Below are 16,027 nucleotides of genomic sequence, written 5' to 3'. Positions count from 1 at the left end.
CGCGCGACGAGGGATGGGATACGGGGCGTCCTGCAGCGCGTTGGCTCGGCGCGGCATCGTCGTCCCGCGCGGAAACGTGCGTGCGTGCAACGCCGGCGCGTGCTTGATGCGCTGGGGAGCCTTCGGGGATGTGGCGGTGGGCGGCATCGGTGCGCTCGCGGCCGTTCGGCCGCGGCATGCGCCTGCTATCCGCGTTGTGCGAGGGGTGTTCTCCGAATTCGTCGTACATCTCTGCCCCCATGGCGATCGAACGCCGTGCTTAGTCGTCGTTGTCGTCGTCCGCTTCATTCTACCCGAAACATGCGCTCGGCGAGCGCGCAAAGTACGGTTCGTCACCGACGAGCCGCCCGTATGATCCAATTTAACACCATAGCACGTTCAAGCCTTTGCCGCGGAAGGTCGGCAAGCCTTTCTACTGAAATTTGTATGGAGGGAACACGACGGCAGGCCGCGGTGCCTGCGGACTCGTCGGCGATAAGGGTTATACTGGGGCGCGTCTCGAACCGAAAGGATTGCCCATGGGCTTGCAGTTCGCCGCCGCGCGCGCCGTCAGCGCCGTGTCCACGTGGGGCTTGAAGCACGTGTTCCACCGTCCCGCCGCAAACTTCCCGGGAAAGGTTGCCCTCTACGTCGACCCGCGCGTCATCGCCGACCTCGCCCCGCGCCTGCAGAAGGGCTCAGTGTGCGTGGTGGGCACGAACGGCAAGACCACGGTGACGAACCTCCTGGCCGACGCGCTGGAAACCGCCGGTCAGCGCGTGGTGTGCAACCGCACGGGCGCGAACCTGGACTCCGGCGTGGCCACGGCGCTGCTGCATGCCCGCGAGGCCGACTGGGGCGTGTTCGAGTGCGACGAGCTGTGGCTGGCGAAGATCCTGCCGCACCTTCAGGCAGACTACGTGCTGCTGCTGAACCTGTTCCGCGACCAGCTGGATCGCGTGGGCGAGATCGACCGCATCCAGGAGAGCATCGCGGGCGCGCTCGCAGCGTCGCCGAAGTCCACGCTCGTGTTCAACGCCGACGACCCGCTGTGCGCCGCCATCGCCGAGCGCGTGGGCAACCCCACGGTCGCCTTCGGCGTTGACGAGGACCTGCACCTGCCGCAGAACACGGTGGCCGACGCGCAGATGTGCCAGCGCTGCTCCACCATGTTGGAATACGCGTACCGCCAGTATGGGCAGCTGGGGGCCTATCGCTGTCCCACCTGCGGGTTCGCGCGCCCCGCGCTGGACTGTGCCGCCCGGGACGTGCGCTTGGGCGCCGACGGTCTGTCGTTTGCCGCGCACGGGCCGCGGGGAGATGCCGCGCTCGAGGCACCGTTCAGCGGCGCGTACATGGTATACAACCTGCTTGCCACCTGGGCGGCAGCCGATCTCGTGAGCGTGCCGGCCGAGGCGCTGCAGCGTGCCATCGACGCGTTCGACCCGCGCAACGGCCGCCTGCAGGAGTTCTCGGTGGCGGGGCGGCGCACGCTGCTGAACCTGGCGAAGAACCCCACCGGGTTCAACCAGAACATCAAGATCATCCTGCAGGACGAGGGGCCGAAGGCGGTGGCCTTCTTCGTGAACGACAAGGAGGGCGACGGCCGCGACGTGTCGTGGCTGTGGGACATCGACTTCGAGGAGCTGGCAGGTCAGCCCGGCCTGCGCGTGTTCGCGGGCGGCATCCGCAAGAACGACGTGCAGGTACGCCTGAAGTACGCCGGCCTTGATGCCGCGCTCGTCGACGACGCGTCGGCGATGTTCGCTCAGATGGACGCCCTGCCGTCCGACGCCCGCGCCTACGTGATAGCGAACTACACCGCGCTCCCGCCCGTGCACGCAGAGTTGGGAAGGCTCGCAGGCGAAGCGCCCGATGCTGCGGGAGGGGCTCCTTCCTCCCCTAAGTCGCCCGGGGATCCTTCCGGGTCGGGAGCCGCCCAGGCGACGGATGGCGCCGCCGCCCCGATCCGCCTCGCCAGCCAGGCGACGGAGGGCGACCGCGCTCCGGTCGGCCCTTCCTCCCCGGCGCGAAACGAGAACGTCCCAACCGCCGGCGCCGATCCCGCCCCGCTCATGATCGCGCACCTCTTCCCCGACCTGCTCAACCTTTACGGCGACGGCGGGAACGTCAAGGTGCTCGAGCGCCGGGCGCGCGAGCGCGGCATTCCCGTGGAGGTGCTCCGCGTGAACCACGGCGAGCACGTGGACCTGGCGGACGTCGATCTGGTGTTCCTGGGCGGCGGCCCGGACCGCGAGCAGCGGCTGGCGTCCGAGGACCTCATGCGCATGCGCGACGACCTGCATGCCTACGTGGAGGACGACGGCGTGCTGCTGGCCATCTGCGGCGGCTTCCAGATACTCGGGCGCGAGTGGCTGCTGGGCGAGGAAGTGGTGCGCGGCCTGGGGTTGGTGGACATGACCACCGAGCGCGCACCCGGCGGCTCGGGCAACCGGCTCATCGGCAACATCGCACTGCGCTCGCCGTTGGCCGAACGGGTTGTGGTGGGTTACGAGAACCACGCGGGCCGCACGCGCCTCGGCGCCGGCGTGGAGGCTTTCGGCGACGTGGCGTCATCGACGGGCCACGGCAACAACGACAGCGACAAGCGCGACGGCGTGCGCTACAAGAACGTGGTGGGCACCTACCTGCACGGTCCGTTGCTGCCGAAGAACCCCCAGGTGGCCGACGCCCTGCTCGCCCGCGCGCTCGAACGCCGCGCACGACGGGCCGGCGTGCCCGTCCCGGAGCTCGCCCCGCTGGACGACGCCGTGGAGAACGCGGCGAACGAGTACGTGCGCAACCGCCTGAACGCGGGCTAGGGAAGGGCGGCACCGTGCTCCGGCCCTCTGCTCCCGTCGCCGTGCCGTGCCTTCCGCCGAGCCCTATGGCTTTTTCCTAGAGACGCTGGCCGGCCCTTGCCCTCGTGCGCTTCGCCCGTCAAAATAGTTCCTCATGAGCAGCAGAAGAAGCAATCAGCGCCGCCCCGCTCGCCGACCGTCCAACTCCACGGGATTCGACGGTCGCTCTGACAGGGCTTCCCGCGACGGTGCGTATACGCGCCGCGATTCGTTCGATCCGTCGGCGTACGGACGCTCTTCTGATTCCTCGCGCACCCCTTCCCCGCGCTCGACGCGCGACGACGACAATCCCTACACCCGTCGCGTTTCCCAAGCCGAGTACACCCAGCGCCGCAAGCGTGCCAAGCGCAAGCGCATCGCGCTCGTCGCGGTGGCCGTGGTGCTGGTGCTGTGCCTGGGTGGGGCCGGCGCGGCGTTCGCCTACTACCAGACGGTGTCGAACAACCTTCACCAGGGCATCGACGACGATCTGGCCCGCACGCTCGCAGCCGCCGAGGCGGCCCACCCCTACGAGGGCGGTCCCTTCTACATGCTGCTCATGGGAACGGACGGATCATCCGACCGCGAGGCGTCCGCAGAGTACGCGGGCGACCAGTTCCGCTCGGACAGCATGATGGTCACGCGCATCGACCCGCAGGGCAAGAAGGTGGCGCTCGTGTCGCTCCACCGCGACACGCTCGTGGACATGGGCGAGTACGGACAGCAGAAGCTCAACGCGGCGCACTCCATCGGCGGCGCATCGTACACGGTAGAGACGGTGTCGAAGCTGGCAGGCGTGCCCATCACCCACTATGCCGAGATCAACTTCGACGGTTTCAAGGACATCGTGGATGCGCTCGGCGGCGTGGAGGTGGACGTGCCCATGACCATCGACGACGAGGATGCCGGCGGCCATGTGGACGAGGGCCTGCAGACGCTCAACGGCGACCAGGCGCTCATCCTGTGCCGTGCACGGCACGCCTACGACGAGTTCGGCGACGGCGACCGCTACCGTGCGGCCAACCAGCGCCTCGTGCTGTCGGCCATCGCGAAGAAGATCCTCACATCCGATGCCGCCACCATGGTGGGCTCCGTGCAAGCGCTTTCCCAGTACGTGACCACCGACCTCGAGATCACCGACATCCTGTCCATTGCCCAGAGCATGCGCGGGTTGGATCCCGAGAAGGACATCTACACGGCCATGGAACCCACGACCTCGGCCTACATCAACGGGGGTTGGTACGAGTACCTTGATGCCAAGGCGTGGAAGACCATGATGTCGCGCGTCGACCAGGGCCTGCCTCCCACCGAGGAGGACGAGGTCGACGAGACGTCCGGCACCGTGCTCGCCACCACCGGCTCCGGCGAGGCGAACGAGGAGAAGAAGAGCGCGCCGCCCTCCTCGAACGACAAGAAGTCCAGCACCGTGGTAGTGAAGAACGGCAACGGCCTTGCAGGCGCGGGTGCCGAGGCCGCCGAGAAGCTGGAGGCCCGTGGCTACACCGTTGAGACGGGTAACGCCGACAGCTTCGACTACACGCAGACCATCGTCATCTACGAGCGCGGCGACCAGGCCACGGAGGCGCGCGAGATTGCCAACGCCATCGGTGTGGGCAAGGCCCAGCAGAACACCGGCGAGTACGTGTTCGACGGCGACTTCCTCGTGGTGCTCGGCGCGGACTGGTAAACCCCAAAATCAGCCTACGGGGACGAATCCCCGGGATCATTCGACCCTGGGGAAGGAAGCGTCTCCCAACACCCCTGCCTTAGAATAGCATCACGCGATGAGGGGACCGCCGCAGCGGCGCGGGTGGCCGAGCGGCGCTTACTTGAGGGGTGAATGCCATGTACGAGGAACTGTACGAGAAGCTTCCGGATGCGAATCGGTACTGGGAGAAGCTGGGCCTGTCCCGTCCCGAGGCACCGCTTGCCAAGGACGATCTGGATCGCATCATCTTCGCGCACCAGTGCCGCATTCCCTTCGAGAACCTTGACGTGTGCGATTTCCACCGTCCCATCAAGCTCGGCATCCCCGACCTGTTCGAGAAGATCATCGTCGGCAACCGCGGAGGCTACTGCTTCGAGCTCAACGCTCTGCTCGATGCGCTGCTGCAGGACGCGGGCATCGAGACCATGCCGTGCCTTGGCCGCAGCCTGAAGGATCGCGGTTACGTCTACCCTATACTGCACCGCGGCATCATCGTCACGCTGGGCGATGGGCGCTATATCGCCGAGGTGGGGTACGGCGGCCCGACGCCGGCGTGCGCCATTCCCTTGGTCGACGGTGCGGAGCTCGAGTCGCGCGGGCAGGTATTCCGCGTGGAGCTGCACGATGGGGGTTGGTGGCATGTCATCTACTGCGGGACCGCCGCAAAGCTCGCCGCTGCGCAAGAACGTGGCGAGACCGTGGCCCCTACGCCGGTGTTCGCCCTACTGGACGCCCCGGCGGCGCTGACCGACTGCATACCGCTCTCGTATTACTGCTCGACGCACCCCGACTCCGTGTTCACGCAATGGAGGATGGTGAACCGCCGCACGGAAGACGGGAACGTGTCCATTACGAAAGACCAGTTCGTGCGTGTGACTCCGGAGGGCAAGGAAACGAGGACGGTCGCGTCGGAGGATGAGTACCGTGCGCTGTTGGAGGAATTTTTCGGTATCGTGCTGCCCGCTTAGTCTCTGCGGCCGCCGGGGCCAATCCCCGACCCCCTTTGCGCAGGCAGCCGACATGCTGGGCGGGTCCTTCAAGCACGGTAAACGTTTGGCCGGGAGCTTCGCTTGCGAGGCCCCGGCCTTTATAGATACGCATTGTGCATGATCTTATTTTTTAAAATTATGCTGCGAGTTCACCAAGAACAGACTCTGCTCCATTATCCCATACCACAGGTGTCACTTCGTAATTCATGCAGGCATCAATAAGAGAGCTATCAATGGAGTTTTCTTTTGTATTGGACTTGTTAAGAAAGAGATATGAGTGAGCGTCGCCCCCTCTTGCGCTCTTTATATCATTCCATCCAAACAGTGCATTTTTTATACTCTGCTCTGAGGGAGTTGAAATGGTTTTAATGTATCTTTCGGGTGCAATGTTGCCAGATTTCGGAATCACAAACTCGAACTTCGACTCAAACCCCGAACGCCCCGAAACACGCACATCTGGCAAATAACGTATGCCCTTTGCATCGAGCCATGCGGCCACGTCCTCCAAAAAGAAGTTGCGAATATTTTCTCGTGCTGTAAAGAACAAATCATCGATTGAGGCCATTCCCTGCATCAGCATGTTCATGGATTGAAATAACTTGTTCTCATTTGTTTTTGAGTACAGTTCGCTGCCACTTCTCATAAGGCCAAATCCTTGTACAACTTGATCAAGTTTCTGACGTCGCGATTCGCTTGCGATAATGTCGCATCCCGACATGGACAAATCATTTATTACAGCACCTAAATCAGATAGAATAAAACCTCCGGCTAGCTTGTCCTCTACCAAATAAATACTCATATGATCATTATGCCGATCAAGCATAGGGCATACTATACGTACAGCCTCCCCTTCTTGGTATACGCTAAAACTTTTGCGCCACCAATCAACGTATCCGTCAATTATTTTTTCCGCTGACGCAATATTCATTTATACTCCCAATGACCAATCGACCCGAAGCGTGTCTTCTATATGGCAATATTCTCTAAAAGCTTCAAATATCTCAGGAACATTATCAAGTGATGCAAGCTGCGGAATAATATCTTGATCTTTCAATGGCCAAGCAAATTTATCGCCATATTCCGATGTTGCAATGTGGATATGCTCTCCTTTGATTAATTGTCCATCAGGATTAGTATGTATAGCTTTTGCATCGAGGTCAATTCTGATTAGCGGATTGGCGAAATGTCTTGTCTGAAGAGTTGTTTTTCTGTCAGTGTTAATTTTTAAAGTAATTACGCTGCTTCTAGATCCCTCGGCTATGCTAAGCGTAAATTTGAGAGAAGGGGAGTCGGGTGCCATCAATTTTACCTCCAGCTTCTCTCCGGGTCTTGGAGCTTTATAGGTCGATCGCGCCCCGTCGACGATTTTGAAAACGCTGATCAGGTAGTCAATGTCTGATTGGATGTGCATCGCTGTTCTCCACCTCGGGATGGGCATTTGCAAACGCCATAAGGCTCATGAGTAATAAAGCCATGTAACTTATAATAATAAAGCCATGTAACTTATAATAATAAAGCCTGAAGTAAATGTAACTATATGAGTCAAATTTAAACACTCTATTTTGGCAATTCAGAATAGAAGCAGGGGTGCGCATGAAGTTCACAGTGGTTGCGGTGGGGAAGCTGAAGGAGCGGTTCTGGACGGACGCGTGCGCCGAGTACCTCAAGCGCCTGCAGCCTTACGCGAAAACTGAGGTGCGCGAGATAGCCGACGTCGATCCCGGCCGTGCCGGGGGCGTGGACGCGGCGCGCGACCGCGAGGGTGCGGCCATCGTGGGGGCGCTTTCGCCGTCGTCGCACGTGGTGCTGTTGGCCATCGACGGAAAACAGCGTTCGAGCGAGGGCTTCTCGCGGCGCATCGACGCGCTCAAGCTGAACGGCGCGAGTGACATCGCGTTCGTCATCGGCGGTTCCGACGGCGTGAGCGAGGCTGTGCGAGCCCGCGCGGACGAGACGCTGTCCTTCGGGCTCGTCACGCTGCCGCACAACCTCGCGCGCGTCGTGCTGCTCGAACAGCTCTACCGCGCGCAGAAGATCTCGCGCGGCGAGCCGTACCACAAGTAAGGGACAGGCGGGGTTGCTTTCAGCGCGCTCGCATTGGGCGGAGCTTGCCCTGTCGGGAGCGCTATAATAGCGAAACCGAGAAATCGTAGGCGGGGGCGACATGCCGGAGCAGCGGAACGGGGAAATGTAACCGCAGAACGACCAAGTCGACCAACGAGGAAAGGCACCACCATGCGCTTCATCTCGTGGAACGTGAACGGCCTGCGTGCCGTGCAGAAAAAGGGTTTCGAGGACATCGTGTGCGAGCTCGATGCCGATATCGTGGCCTTGCAGGAAACGAAGCTGCAGGAGGGCCAGGCCACGCTCGATCTTCCTCAGTACCGTGAGTATTGGAGCTACGCCGAGAAGAAGGGCTACTCCGGCACCGCCGTGTTCACCAAGGAGCAGCCGCTGCAGGTGCTGCACGGCCTGGGCAGCGACTATCTGGATGCCGAGGGGCGCATCGTGGCGCTCGAGTTCCCGCAGTTCTGGTTCGTGGACGTGTACACGCCGAACGCCCAGAACGAGCTCGCGCGCATCGCGCACCGCATGGAGTGGGACGACGCGTTCCGCGACTTCTGCAAGGGGCTCGAGGAGGGCGTGCTGCCCGCTGGCGTGCCGGTGCAGCGCCCGGCGCCCGGCGAGGGCCACGTGTGCATCAGCGAGCTGCCGCGCACCGAGCCGGGCGAGACGACCTCGCCGAAGCCGGTGGTCATGTGCGGCGACTTCAACGTGGCTCACCAGGAGATCGACCTGAAGAACCCCGGCCCGAACCGCGGTAAAGCCGGCTTCTCCGACGAGGAGCGCGGCAAGTTCACCGACCTGCTGGAAGCCGGTTTCGCCGACACCTTCCGCCGCCTGCACCCCGACGTGACGGGCGCGTACTCGTGGTGGAGCTACCGCTTCAAAGCGCGGCAGAACAACGCTGGATGGCGCATCGACTACTTCCTGGTCAGCGAATCGCTGGCCCCGAAGGTGTCGAGCGCCTGCATCTACGACGAAGTCTACGGCAGCGACCACTGCCCCGTTGGTTTGGAGTTGGAGCTGTAAGCAGAACTCGCTTCCTCCGACAGATTGACGATCCGACAACAATCTTGCCGTAAAAGAGTTCTCGAGGGCGGTTTCCGAAAACGCGCGTTCGAGCGCGAGAGTGTACGCGGTTGATCCGGCCATGTTCTCGGCGTTCTCGCCCTCCCCGACGCGCGACGAAGGGTAAAAGCTTGAAACGGCGGTGTTCAACAAGCTTCGACGTCAGACGAACCCGGTTCGGCAGGGAGGCATCGCCCGCTTGTCGTTCGAGAAGGGCTCGTCCAGGCACGAGGCTGATTTCGTCGTCGGCGATGCGCTGCTGCAAGAGGCGTGGCAGCTCGTGCAGGTGTCGTGCAGCTTGGCGGATGCGAGAACGCGCCGTCGCGAAGTGCGCGCCCTGGAGGCCGCCATGCCGTTGTACGATGTGAACGAGTCGTAGATCATCACATTGGACGAAACCGAGACGATAGAGACCGCGGTGGGAACCATCCACGTTGTGCCGGCTTGGAGCTGGCTGCTTGATTGAGGCGCCAGAGCCGAAGGCTTTGCGATCAGGCGATCCAAGGACGATCGGGGCTGAAGGCAAAATACGATTCTCCATCCGATGCCGCAGCGGCGCGCGGGGAGTAGAGTTGCCCCGAACGTGAGAACGGAGGGAAAGGGGAGGGCCATGGGAATGATCGTCAAGCCGCTGTACACGCCGCGCTACGTGCCGACCGGCAACGAGGTGGCCGTGTTCGAGACAAGCAAGGGAACGATACGCGCGCGGCTGTTCGGGAAGGACGCCCCCGTCACGGTGGGCAACTTCGTGGAGCTGGCGCAGAAGGGCTTCTACGACCATCAGAACTTCCACGGCCGTGTGGAAGGCGACGTGGTGGTGGGTGGCTGCCCCGTCACGCGCCCGCTTCGTCCGCAGCAGGTGCGCATGGCCGTGCGCGAGCAGCTGCGCGGCGTGCACCCGGGCATCGGCGACGCTGGTTACGTCATTGCCGACGAGTGGGAGGCGAACCCGCGCAACCGCCACGTGGAGGGGTCGCTGTCGCTCGCGCACAAGAAGGACGCGAACACCGGCAGCTCCCAGTTCTTCTTCTCGCTGGCGGACCATCCGGAATACGACGACCGCTTCGCCGTGTTCGGTCAGGTGGAGGAAGGTCTCGACGTGATGCACCGCCTGCGCATCGGGGACGACATCGAGAGTGTGCGCGTGGAGGGCGCCGCCCCGCTTCCGAGCGACGAGGACCTGCCTGAAACCATCGTCGTCGACGGCGAGGATGGTCCGCAGGAGGTGCCGAACCCTGCCTACCAGGCCATGCAGGCGCTCGCGCACCTGCTGGAGCGCAAGGCCGTGGTGTAGCCCAAGCGCTCGGGCATGCGCATTCGTCGCATGTCCGATGTGTGCGAGCAGTGGAGCGGCTCGCACACATCGGGGGACGCGTCAGTTTTCCTCCCAGCTTTCCACGAAATCGATGAGGTCCTGCTGCTTGTGGATGTCGGTTTTCTGGTAGATCTTCTCTATATGGGTGCGCGCGGTGTTCTTCGCGATGTGCAGGTCGCGCGCCACGATGGACAGCGTGCGACCCCGGGCTAGGAACTGCAGCACTTCGCGCTCGCGCGGCGTCAGACCGCACGCCTCGGCCACACCTGCGCATTTCTGCTCCAGCGTGAGCTGTGAATCGGGACGCTCCTCCTGCTCGTCGGTCGGCTTCTCTGCGCGGCGACCGGCACCCTTGATGAGGGGGATCGAGGATACCACGCTTTCGGGCAGCACGAGGAACGCGATGATCACCAGGCAAAGCACGGCAACCAGCGCAACGGCGCTCAGCTGCAGCACGCCCTCGTGCACCAGGGGGATCATCACGGCGCTCGCCACGTATCCCGCAGCCATCCCCAGGAACATGTAGGCCACGCCTACGCCGAACACGTACGGCGCGGCGCCCGGGCCCATGCGCCGCGCGATCTCGCCGAACAACACCCAGGCCAGGATGTCGAAAAGCTCGTAGCCCGTGGCGATGAGCAGCACGGCCAGCGGGGCGCGCTCGCCGAACACGAGGGCGAGTGCTATCAGCCCTCCTATCATCACCGGTAGCGACAGGCGGTAGACGAGCGAGATGTTCATGCGGTCCTTGATGAAGAACACCAGCACGAGGAACACGGCTCCCACTACAACGAGGCTGAACGATCCGATCCCTCCCAACAGGTCGAAGGGGTCGTCGCCGGCGATGGGGAAGGCGTCCAGCATGCGGACGAGGAAAGAGAACACCATGATGGAAACCATGAGCTTCGTTGAGGGCGCGTCGAGGCGAAGGTATCCGTGCGATGCGCGGGCTCGCGAGAAGGAGGCTCCTCCGCCTTCTCGCTCGGTGGCGGCTTCGCTTTCCTCCGGATCGTCCTCCATCTGGCCTTCTGGCAGCCCCGTCTTCCACACGATGCCGCAACGGCGGCATTCCAAAGCCAACAGGACGATCGACGCGGCAGGCAACGCGATGAAGGCGATGAGATTTCCGTCGGAGGACATGGCCAGCACGAGACCCGTGACCACAGCGGCTGCCGGGGCGCAGGCGAGCGAGAAGTACAGGTCCTGCGCGGCGAAGCGCTCTCCCCACATGACCTGCAGAAGGCCTGCCGCCGCACCTCCCGTTATGAGTCCGAGCATGAGCAGCGACGCCGAGTCAAGGCAGGTTGCTGCGGGGATGCACAGTGCCGACGACGCCGCAAGGCCCAGCATGATGTCGGTGAGCCGCTCGTGCATGCGCGGCAAGCTGCCCACGAAGCGCGTCATGACCAAGGCTGCGAGCGCCGCGGCCACGGCGCCGGCCACGAGGAACACCCAATCGGCGCGCGCCTCGAAGCTCGAGACCGACGCCGAGAGACTGAACACGATCCAGGCCCGGCACAAGCCGAACCCCGCGATGACAATAAGGTAGTCGAGCGAGAACCGGACGGGCGACGCGCTTGGAGCGCGCTGCCCGTCCGGCGTCGCATCGGCTGCGGACGTCTTGCTTTTCATGGGCTTCCCCTCGCCATGCCGCGCACGACAGGGCCGTCGTGCCGCGCGCCTCCCCTTACCCCTGGCCCCATGCCGCTCTCGCAAAATCCCACTGCCGAGCACGCATCGAACGAGCGGCGCGTCTGTGGGATACGGGAACCGCTTTCCATCATACGGGCGAAGCCCTTCGGCATCAATCGGATCGATAATGTGAGAGGGGTACATCACGCCTGATCAAAAGTTGATAATTGGTTAAACATGACAATCACACCGATCATCTGGTGTGCTCGTGGGAAAACGCGCCTAGAATGCGCCTGTTGACGGACGGGCCGTCACCGAGGAGGGGGACGGTCGATGCGGGGAGCGTCGGTCACAGGAGCCCGTCCGGTTCGCAAGGAGGAACCATGAGCGAGATTTCACGTCGCAACTTCCTGAAGGGTGCCGCTGTTGCCGGTGCCGCCGTGGCCGGCTCCGCCGCGCTCGCGGGCTGCTCGTCGGGCGGATCGGCCGCCTCGGGCGACTGGATGCCGAAGTCGTGGGACTACGAGACGGACGTCGTCGTGGTGGGCTACGGCGGAGCGGGCATGTGGTCGTCGCTCGTCGCGGCCGACGAGGGCGGCTCCGAGGTCGTCATCCTGGAGAAGGCGCCGGTCGAGGGCGGCGGCAACAGCCGTATCAACAACGGCGAATGGACGGTCATCAAGGACGAGAAGCTGTTCCGCGACTACTGCGTGGCGTTCGGCCACGGCCTTATCGAAGAGGACATGATCGACGCCTACATCGGCGAGGCTACGAAGCACACCGACTACGCCGACAAGTACGGCATGACCTACGAGGTGGCCGAGAAGGCGCTCGCCGGCACCATCCCCGAGTACTGGTTCCTGGACGATGGAAAGTACGCGGGCTGCATCGGCGTGTCCAACGTCGAGGGCTTCGGCATGACCACGTTCCATGAGCTGGAGGCCAAGCGCGCCGAGCTGGGCCTGCCCATCGAGATCAAGTTCAAGTGCACCGAGGAGCACCTCGTCCAGAACCCCGACACCAAGGAGATCGTGGGCGTGCGCTTCCTCGAGGACGGCACCGAGAAGACCATCAAGGCCCGCAAGGGCGTCGTGCTGTGCACGGGCGGCTTCGAGTTCAACGAGGAGCTCAAGAACACCTACCTGAGCATATATCCCTTCAAGTTCGAGGGCTGGCAGTACAACACCGGCGACGGCATCCGCATGGTGGAGGAAGTGGGCGCCAAGCTCTGGCACATGAACATGGTCATCTCCACCACGGCCATGTGGACGCGCGATCCCGACTACGACTTCGCCATCTTCGCCAGCCCGCAGTCCGACGCGTTCTTCACGGTGAACCGCCTGGGCAAGCGCTACCAGAACGAGGCCAAGACGGGCGGCACGGCGCATAACGGCTGGCACACCCTCATGTCGTTCAGCGACAAGATCGACGACTACGACCGCATCCCGTCGTGGCAGATCTTCGACCAGAAGGGCATCGACGGCGGCCCCATGGGTACGCAGCAGGGCGGCTGGTTCGAGTGCGGCAACTACACCACCGACCTGCCCGACGAGATTCGCGCGTGGGACGGCTGGTCCGATGACAACCTGGTCGAGATCGAGCGCGGCTGGGTGCTCAAGGGCGATACGCTCGAGGAGCTGGGCCAGAAGATCAAGGACTTCGACCACTGGATGGACATCGACACGCTCAAGGAGACGTTCACCGAGTACCAGGCCTTCTGCGACGCCGGCAAGGACGCGCGCTTCGACCGCGAGCTCACGGCCGAGGAGAACAAGCTCTCCGAGAGCGGCCCGTACTACGCCATCTCCATCTACCCCGGGTCCTGCTCTACGCTGGGCGGCCCGAAGAAGAACGTGAACGCCGAGGTGCTCGACCCGGCCGGCAACGTGATTCCGCGCCTGTACGCCGCGGGCAGCTTCGGCAACTTCCAGGCCCACAGCTACGGCATTACCGGCGGCAACAACTCCGAGAACATGGTGTGGGGCCGCATCGCCGGCCGTCACTGCGCCGGTTTGGAGCCTTGGGACAAGAAGTAGTCCCGCAACCTGACGACGCCGCGCGCCGCGCCCTCCCTCCCTGCGGCGCGCGAGCGCACTTGCGACCGGGCCCGGTCGGCCGTTTGCGGCCGGCCGGGCCGCAACCATGATAGGAAAGCTGGCTATGACGAACGAAACGACGAATACCGCCCGCAAGGGCCTCATGGCCCTGGCCGTTGCCGTGGCCGTGGTGGCCTTGTCCATGGCGCTGGGCACGGCCGTGGGCTGCGCGCCAAAGCAGGCGGGCGAGGGCGAAGGCCCCGCTAAGGCTCCGAAGGAAGATCCCATGGCCACCCAGCAGGTAGACTGGACCATGGATATCGATTGCAAGACCTGCCATACGACCGAGACGGAGACCTTGGCCGACGCGCAGTGCCCGCAGGCGTCCGAGCATGGTGACCTGGCCTGCAACCAGTGCCACACCCTGGAGGCGCCGCTCAAGGAAGCGCACGAGGGTGTGACCTATGCCGACAAGCCCGCCTCGAAGGCCACGGTGGTCACGGTGGATGCGGCCACCTGCCAAGATCCGGCGTGCCACGGCACGATGGCCGACATGGCGGTGAAGACTGCCGACAACACGGAGTTCAAGGACGAGAAGGGCAAGGTCCAGAACCCGCACGAGTACGTGAGCAACGAGCAGCACGACGCGAACCCGCCCACCTGCACCGACTGCCATAAGATCCACAGCAAGAACCTGCAAAAGGACGCCATGATGTGGTGCGCCCAGTGCCATCACAAGGGCGTGTTCCAATGCGGGACCTGCCATGAGCTGCGCGAACGCGAAGTGGCCTAGCGCTTGAACCCTGTCTTCCCTCCCGGGCCGCGCCACTCTGCGGCTCCGGCGAAGCGGCCGCGCCCTCGGCGGCCTCGAGGCGGTTGCGACCCTGCGGCCGCCTCCGGCTGGCTGCCTTGCGGCAGCGAGCCTCCTTAGAAGACCCGGCAACCCTCCCTCCCCGCCGGGTCTTCTTCCTTTTCCGTGGCCCCCGCGGCGCCCGGGCGGGCGCCGGCGCGCATCCGTGCTATCATGCATTCGACCAACGACGAGGAAAGACGGTTATGGACGCTGCGAAAATCGAAGCAGGGGTGCGGCTCATCTTGGAAGGGGTGGGGGAGGATCCCGAGCGCGAGGGCCTGCGCGAGACGCCGGCACGCGTGGCACGCATGTACGAGGAGGTGTTCGCGGGCCTGGAGCAGGACCCGGCGGAGCACTTCGCTACCACGTTCGACGAGCACCACGAGGAAATGGTGCTGGTGCGCGACATCCCGTTCTACTCTATGTGCGAGCACCATCTGGTGCCGTTTTTCGGCAAGGCGCACGTGGCCTACATCCCGGCGGCCGACGGGCGCATCTGCGGGTTGTCGAAGCTCGCGCGCCTCGTGGACGTGTTCGCGAAGCGCCCGCAGGTGCAGGAACGCCTGACCTCGCAGATCGCCGACACGCTCATTGAGCAGCTGCACCCCCAGGGCGTCATCGTGGTGTTGGAGGCCGAGCATCTGTGCATGAGCATGCGCGGCGTGAAGAAGGCCGGCGCGAAGACCACCACAAGTGCCGTCCGCGGTGCTTTCGAGCGCAGCCAGGCCACCCGTGCGGAGGCCCTGTCGCTCATCTTCGCGCGACGGGACTAGAGGCGCTACCGCATTTGGCGGCGTGGCCGAGCGGCAAGGCAGCCGAACCGCCGAAATGTTTCACGTGAAACATACGTTCGTTACGAGGTGCGAGGCCGATTCGCGCCACGAGGAAAGGAACCAACCTATGAAATGCGTCATCTCCGTTCTGGGCAAGGATCGCAGCGGCATCGTGGCTGCCATTGCCACCGCGCTGGCCGACTGCGGCGCGAACATCGACGACATCAGCCAGACCATCCTGGACGACATCTTCTCCATGACGATGCTCACCACCCTCGACACGGAGAAGGCCGACTTCAACACCGTGCAGGAACGCCTCGCCAAGATCAGCGACGACCTGGGCATGCAGATCATCATCCAGCGCGAGGACGTTTTCCAGTACATGTACAAGATCTAGGGGAAACGTACTTTTGCATGAGATGGAGGGACTCTAGCGGCAATTCGTTGGTGATTTGCTACACCCCAGTTCAGCAGCTTTTCGTACCGTTTTAAACATGGACATTAGAAAGGCGCTCGGTTTGAGAATCAAGGAGTTGCGCGAAGAGCGCGACCTGCTTCAACGTGCTTTTGCCGAGGCTTCCGGTTTGGATCGCAGTTATCTGGCCGCTATCGAGAACGGCCAGGTAAACGTGGGGATCAAGACTGTCGAGCGCATTGCTGCCGGATTCGGCATTTCCGTGGAGCAGTTATTCAAAGGCATTTAGGAATACGCTTCTCGTGGGCATCTCTGCATGGCCAAGCATGCCTTTCGGACACATGGTTTCCCGATG

15 protein-coding genes are annotated in these 16,027 nt (G+C 63.3%); 12 read left to right on the top strand and 3 right to left on the bottom strand.

Features of this window, described 5'->3' with window-relative positions:
• Window positions 1-518 precede the first annotated feature (518 nt).
• The 3 genes from LB310_RS03010 (at window position 519) to LB310_RS03000 (ending at window position 5,495) form a co-directional block, all read left to right on the top strand.
• Complete coding sequence (locus LB310_RS03010; protein WP_278807116.1) at window positions 519-2,801, top strand: MurT ligase domain-containing protein; 2,283 nt, start codon at window positions 519-521, stop codon at window positions 2,799-2,801.
• 133 nt (window positions 2,802-2,934) lie between these two features.
• A complete protein-coding gene (locus LB310_RS03005) occupies window positions 2,935-4,506 on the top strand; it encodes an LCP family protein (RefSeq protein ID WP_278807114.1) in 1,572 nt (523 codons plus the stop codon).
• A 158-nt stretch (window positions 4,507-4,664) separates the two neighbouring features.
• The gene (locus LB310_RS03000; RefSeq protein ID WP_301154409.1) at window positions 4,665-5,495 is read left to right on the top strand and encodes an arylamine N-acetyltransferase; all 831 of its coding nucleotides are present in this window, start codon (window positions 4,665-4,667) and stop codon (window positions 5,493-5,495) included.
• Between the two features lie 157 nt (window positions 5,496-5,652).
• Here the strand turns inward: LB310_RS03000 and LB310_RS02995 are convergent, their stop codons facing one another.
• Together LB310_RS02995 and LB310_RS02990 are read right to left on the bottom strand one after the other, a co-directional pair.
• Window positions 5,653-6,444: a DUF1829 domain-containing protein gene (locus tag LB310_RS02995; RefSeq protein ID WP_157006410.1), complete on the bottom strand. Its 792-nt coding sequence runs from the start codon at window positions 6,442-6,444 to the stop codon at window positions 5,653-5,655.
• Window positions 6,445-6,927 (bottom strand): hypothetical protein, encoded by a 483-nt coding sequence (locus LB310_RS02990; protein WP_143412793.1) that lies wholly within the window; start codon window positions 6,925-6,927, stop codon window positions 6,445-6,447.
• 182 nt (window positions 6,928-7,109) lie between these two features.
• On the opposite strand from LB310_RS02990, the gene rlmH reads away from it, so the two are divergent.
• The 4 genes from rlmH to LB310_RS02970 all read left to right on the top strand — a co-directional run bounded on the left by rlmH (window position 7,110) and on the right by LB310_RS02970 (window position 9,942).
• The gene (rlmH, locus tag LB310_RS02985) at window positions 7,110-7,580 is read left to right on the top strand and encodes a 23S rRNA (pseudouridine(1915)-N(3))-methyltransferase RlmH (protein ID WP_087192192.1); all 471 of its coding nucleotides are present in this window, start codon (window positions 7,110-7,112) and stop codon (window positions 7,578-7,580) included.
• A 171-nt stretch (window positions 7,581-7,751) separates the two neighbouring features.
• A complete protein-coding gene (locus LB310_RS02980; protein ID WP_087192191.1) occupies window positions 7,752-8,609 on the top strand; it encodes an exodeoxyribonuclease III in 858 nt (285 codons plus the stop codon).
• Between the two features lie 238 nt (window positions 8,610-8,847).
• Entirely contained in the window at window positions 8,848-9,027 is a 180-nt protein-coding gene (locus LB310_RS02975; protein WP_147611931.1) for a hypothetical protein, read from the top strand.
• 231 nt (window positions 9,028-9,258) lie between these two features.
• Window positions 9,259-9,942: a peptidylprolyl isomerase gene (locus LB310_RS02970; protein ID WP_087192189.1), complete on the top strand. Its 684-nt coding sequence runs from the start codon at window positions 9,259-9,261 to the stop codon at window positions 9,940-9,942.
• Window positions 9,943-10,023: 81 nt separating this feature from the next.
• Here LB310_RS02970 and LB310_RS02965 read toward each other — a convergent pair whose 3' ends face one another.
• On the bottom strand, window positions 10,024-11,595 hold the full coding sequence (locus LB310_RS02965; protein ID WP_278806344.1) for a helix-turn-helix transcriptional regulator: 1,572 nt from the start codon (window positions 11,593-11,595) through the stop codon (window positions 10,024-10,026).
• Between the two features lie 383 nt (window positions 11,596-11,978).
• On the opposite strand from LB310_RS02965, the gene LB310_RS02960 reads away from it, so the two are divergent.
• From LB310_RS02960 to LB310_RS02940, 5 genes are all read left to right on the top strand, one after another.
• Window positions 11,979-13,631, top strand: a complete 1,653-nt coding sequence (locus tag LB310_RS02960; protein WP_301154404.1) for an FAD-binding protein — start codon at window positions 11,979-11,981, stop codon at window positions 13,629-13,631.
• Between the two features lie 124 nt (window positions 13,632-13,755).
• Window positions 13,756-14,424, top strand: a complete 669-nt coding sequence (locus LB310_RS02955; RefSeq protein WP_224767888.1) for a cytochrome c3 family protein — start codon at window positions 13,756-13,758, stop codon at window positions 14,422-14,424.
• Window positions 14,425-14,687: 263 nt separating this feature from the next.
• Entirely contained in the window at window positions 14,688-15,257 is a 570-nt protein-coding gene (folE, locus tag LB310_RS02950) for a GTP cyclohydrolase I FolE (RefSeq protein WP_015540119.1), read from the top strand.
• A gap of 127 nt (window positions 15,258-15,384) precedes the next feature.
• Window positions 15,385-15,654 (top strand): ACT domain-containing protein, encoded by a 270-nt coding sequence (locus LB310_RS02945; RefSeq protein WP_087192184.1) that lies wholly within the window; start codon window positions 15,385-15,387, stop codon window positions 15,652-15,654.
• Window positions 15,655-15,775: 121 nt separating this feature from the next.
• Window positions 15,776-15,961: a helix-turn-helix domain-containing protein gene (locus tag LB310_RS02940; RefSeq protein ID WP_238386165.1), complete on the top strand. Its 186-nt coding sequence runs from the start codon at window positions 15,776-15,778 to the stop codon at window positions 15,959-15,961.
• Window positions 15,962-16,027: the final 66 nt, after the last annotated feature.

Source organism: Gordonibacter sp. RACS_AR49 (genome assembly GCF_030418435.1).
Classification (GTDB): Bacteria; Actinomycetota; Coriobacteriia; order Coriobacteriales; family Eggerthellaceae; genus Gordonibacter; species Gordonibacter urolithinfaciens.
This window is presented reverse-complemented; position numbering and strand designations above follow the sequence as displayed.

Excerpts from the sequence above, each read along its gene's own strand:
- LB310_RS03010 (WP_278807116.1), top strand. The coding sequence starts at position 519 with ATGGGCTTGCAGTTCGCCGCCGCGCGCGCCGTCAGCGCCGTGTCCACG.
- LB310_RS03005 (WP_278807114.1), top strand. The coding sequence starts at position 2,935 with ATGAGCAGCAGAAGAAGCAATCAGCGCCGCCCCGCTCGCCGACCGTCC.
- LB310_RS03000 (WP_301154409.1), top strand. The coding sequence starts at position 4,665 with ATGTACGAGGAACTGTACGAGAAGCTTCCGGATGCGAATCGGTACTGG.
- LB310_RS02995 (WP_157006410.1), bottom strand. The coding sequence starts at position 6,444 with ATGAATATTGCGTCAGCGGAAAAAATAATTGACGGATACGTTGATTGG.
- LB310_RS02990 (WP_143412793.1), bottom strand. The coding sequence starts at position 6,927 with ATGCACATCCAATCAGACATTGACTACCTGATCAGCGTTTTCAAAATC.
- rlmH (WP_087192192.1), top strand. The coding sequence starts at position 7,110 with ATGAAGTTCACAGTGGTTGCGGTGGGGAAGCTGAAGGAGCGGTTCTGG.
- LB310_RS02980 (WP_087192191.1), top strand. The coding sequence starts at position 7,752 with ATGCGCTTCATCTCGTGGAACGTGAACGGCCTGCGTGCCGTGCAGAAA.
- LB310_RS02970 (WP_087192189.1), top strand. The coding sequence starts at position 9,259 with ATGGGAATGATCGTCAAGCCGCTGTACACGCCGCGCTACGTGCCGACC.
- LB310_RS02965 (WP_278806344.1), bottom strand. The coding sequence starts at position 11,595 with ATGAAAAGCAAGACGTCCGCAGCCGATGCGACGCCGGACGGGCAGCGC.
- LB310_RS02960 (WP_301154404.1), top strand. The coding sequence starts at position 11,979 with ATGAGCGAGATTTCACGTCGCAACTTCCTGAAGGGTGCCGCTGTTGCC.
- LB310_RS02955 (WP_224767888.1), top strand. The coding sequence starts at position 13,756 with ATGACGAACGAAACGACGAATACCGCCCGCAAGGGCCTCATGGCCCTG.
- folE (WP_015540119.1), top strand. The coding sequence starts at position 14,688 with ATGGACGCTGCGAAAATCGAAGCAGGGGTGCGGCTCATCTTGGAAGGG.
- LB310_RS02945 (WP_087192184.1), top strand. The coding sequence starts at position 15,385 with ATGAAATGCGTCATCTCCGTTCTGGGCAAGGATCGCAGCGGCATCGTG.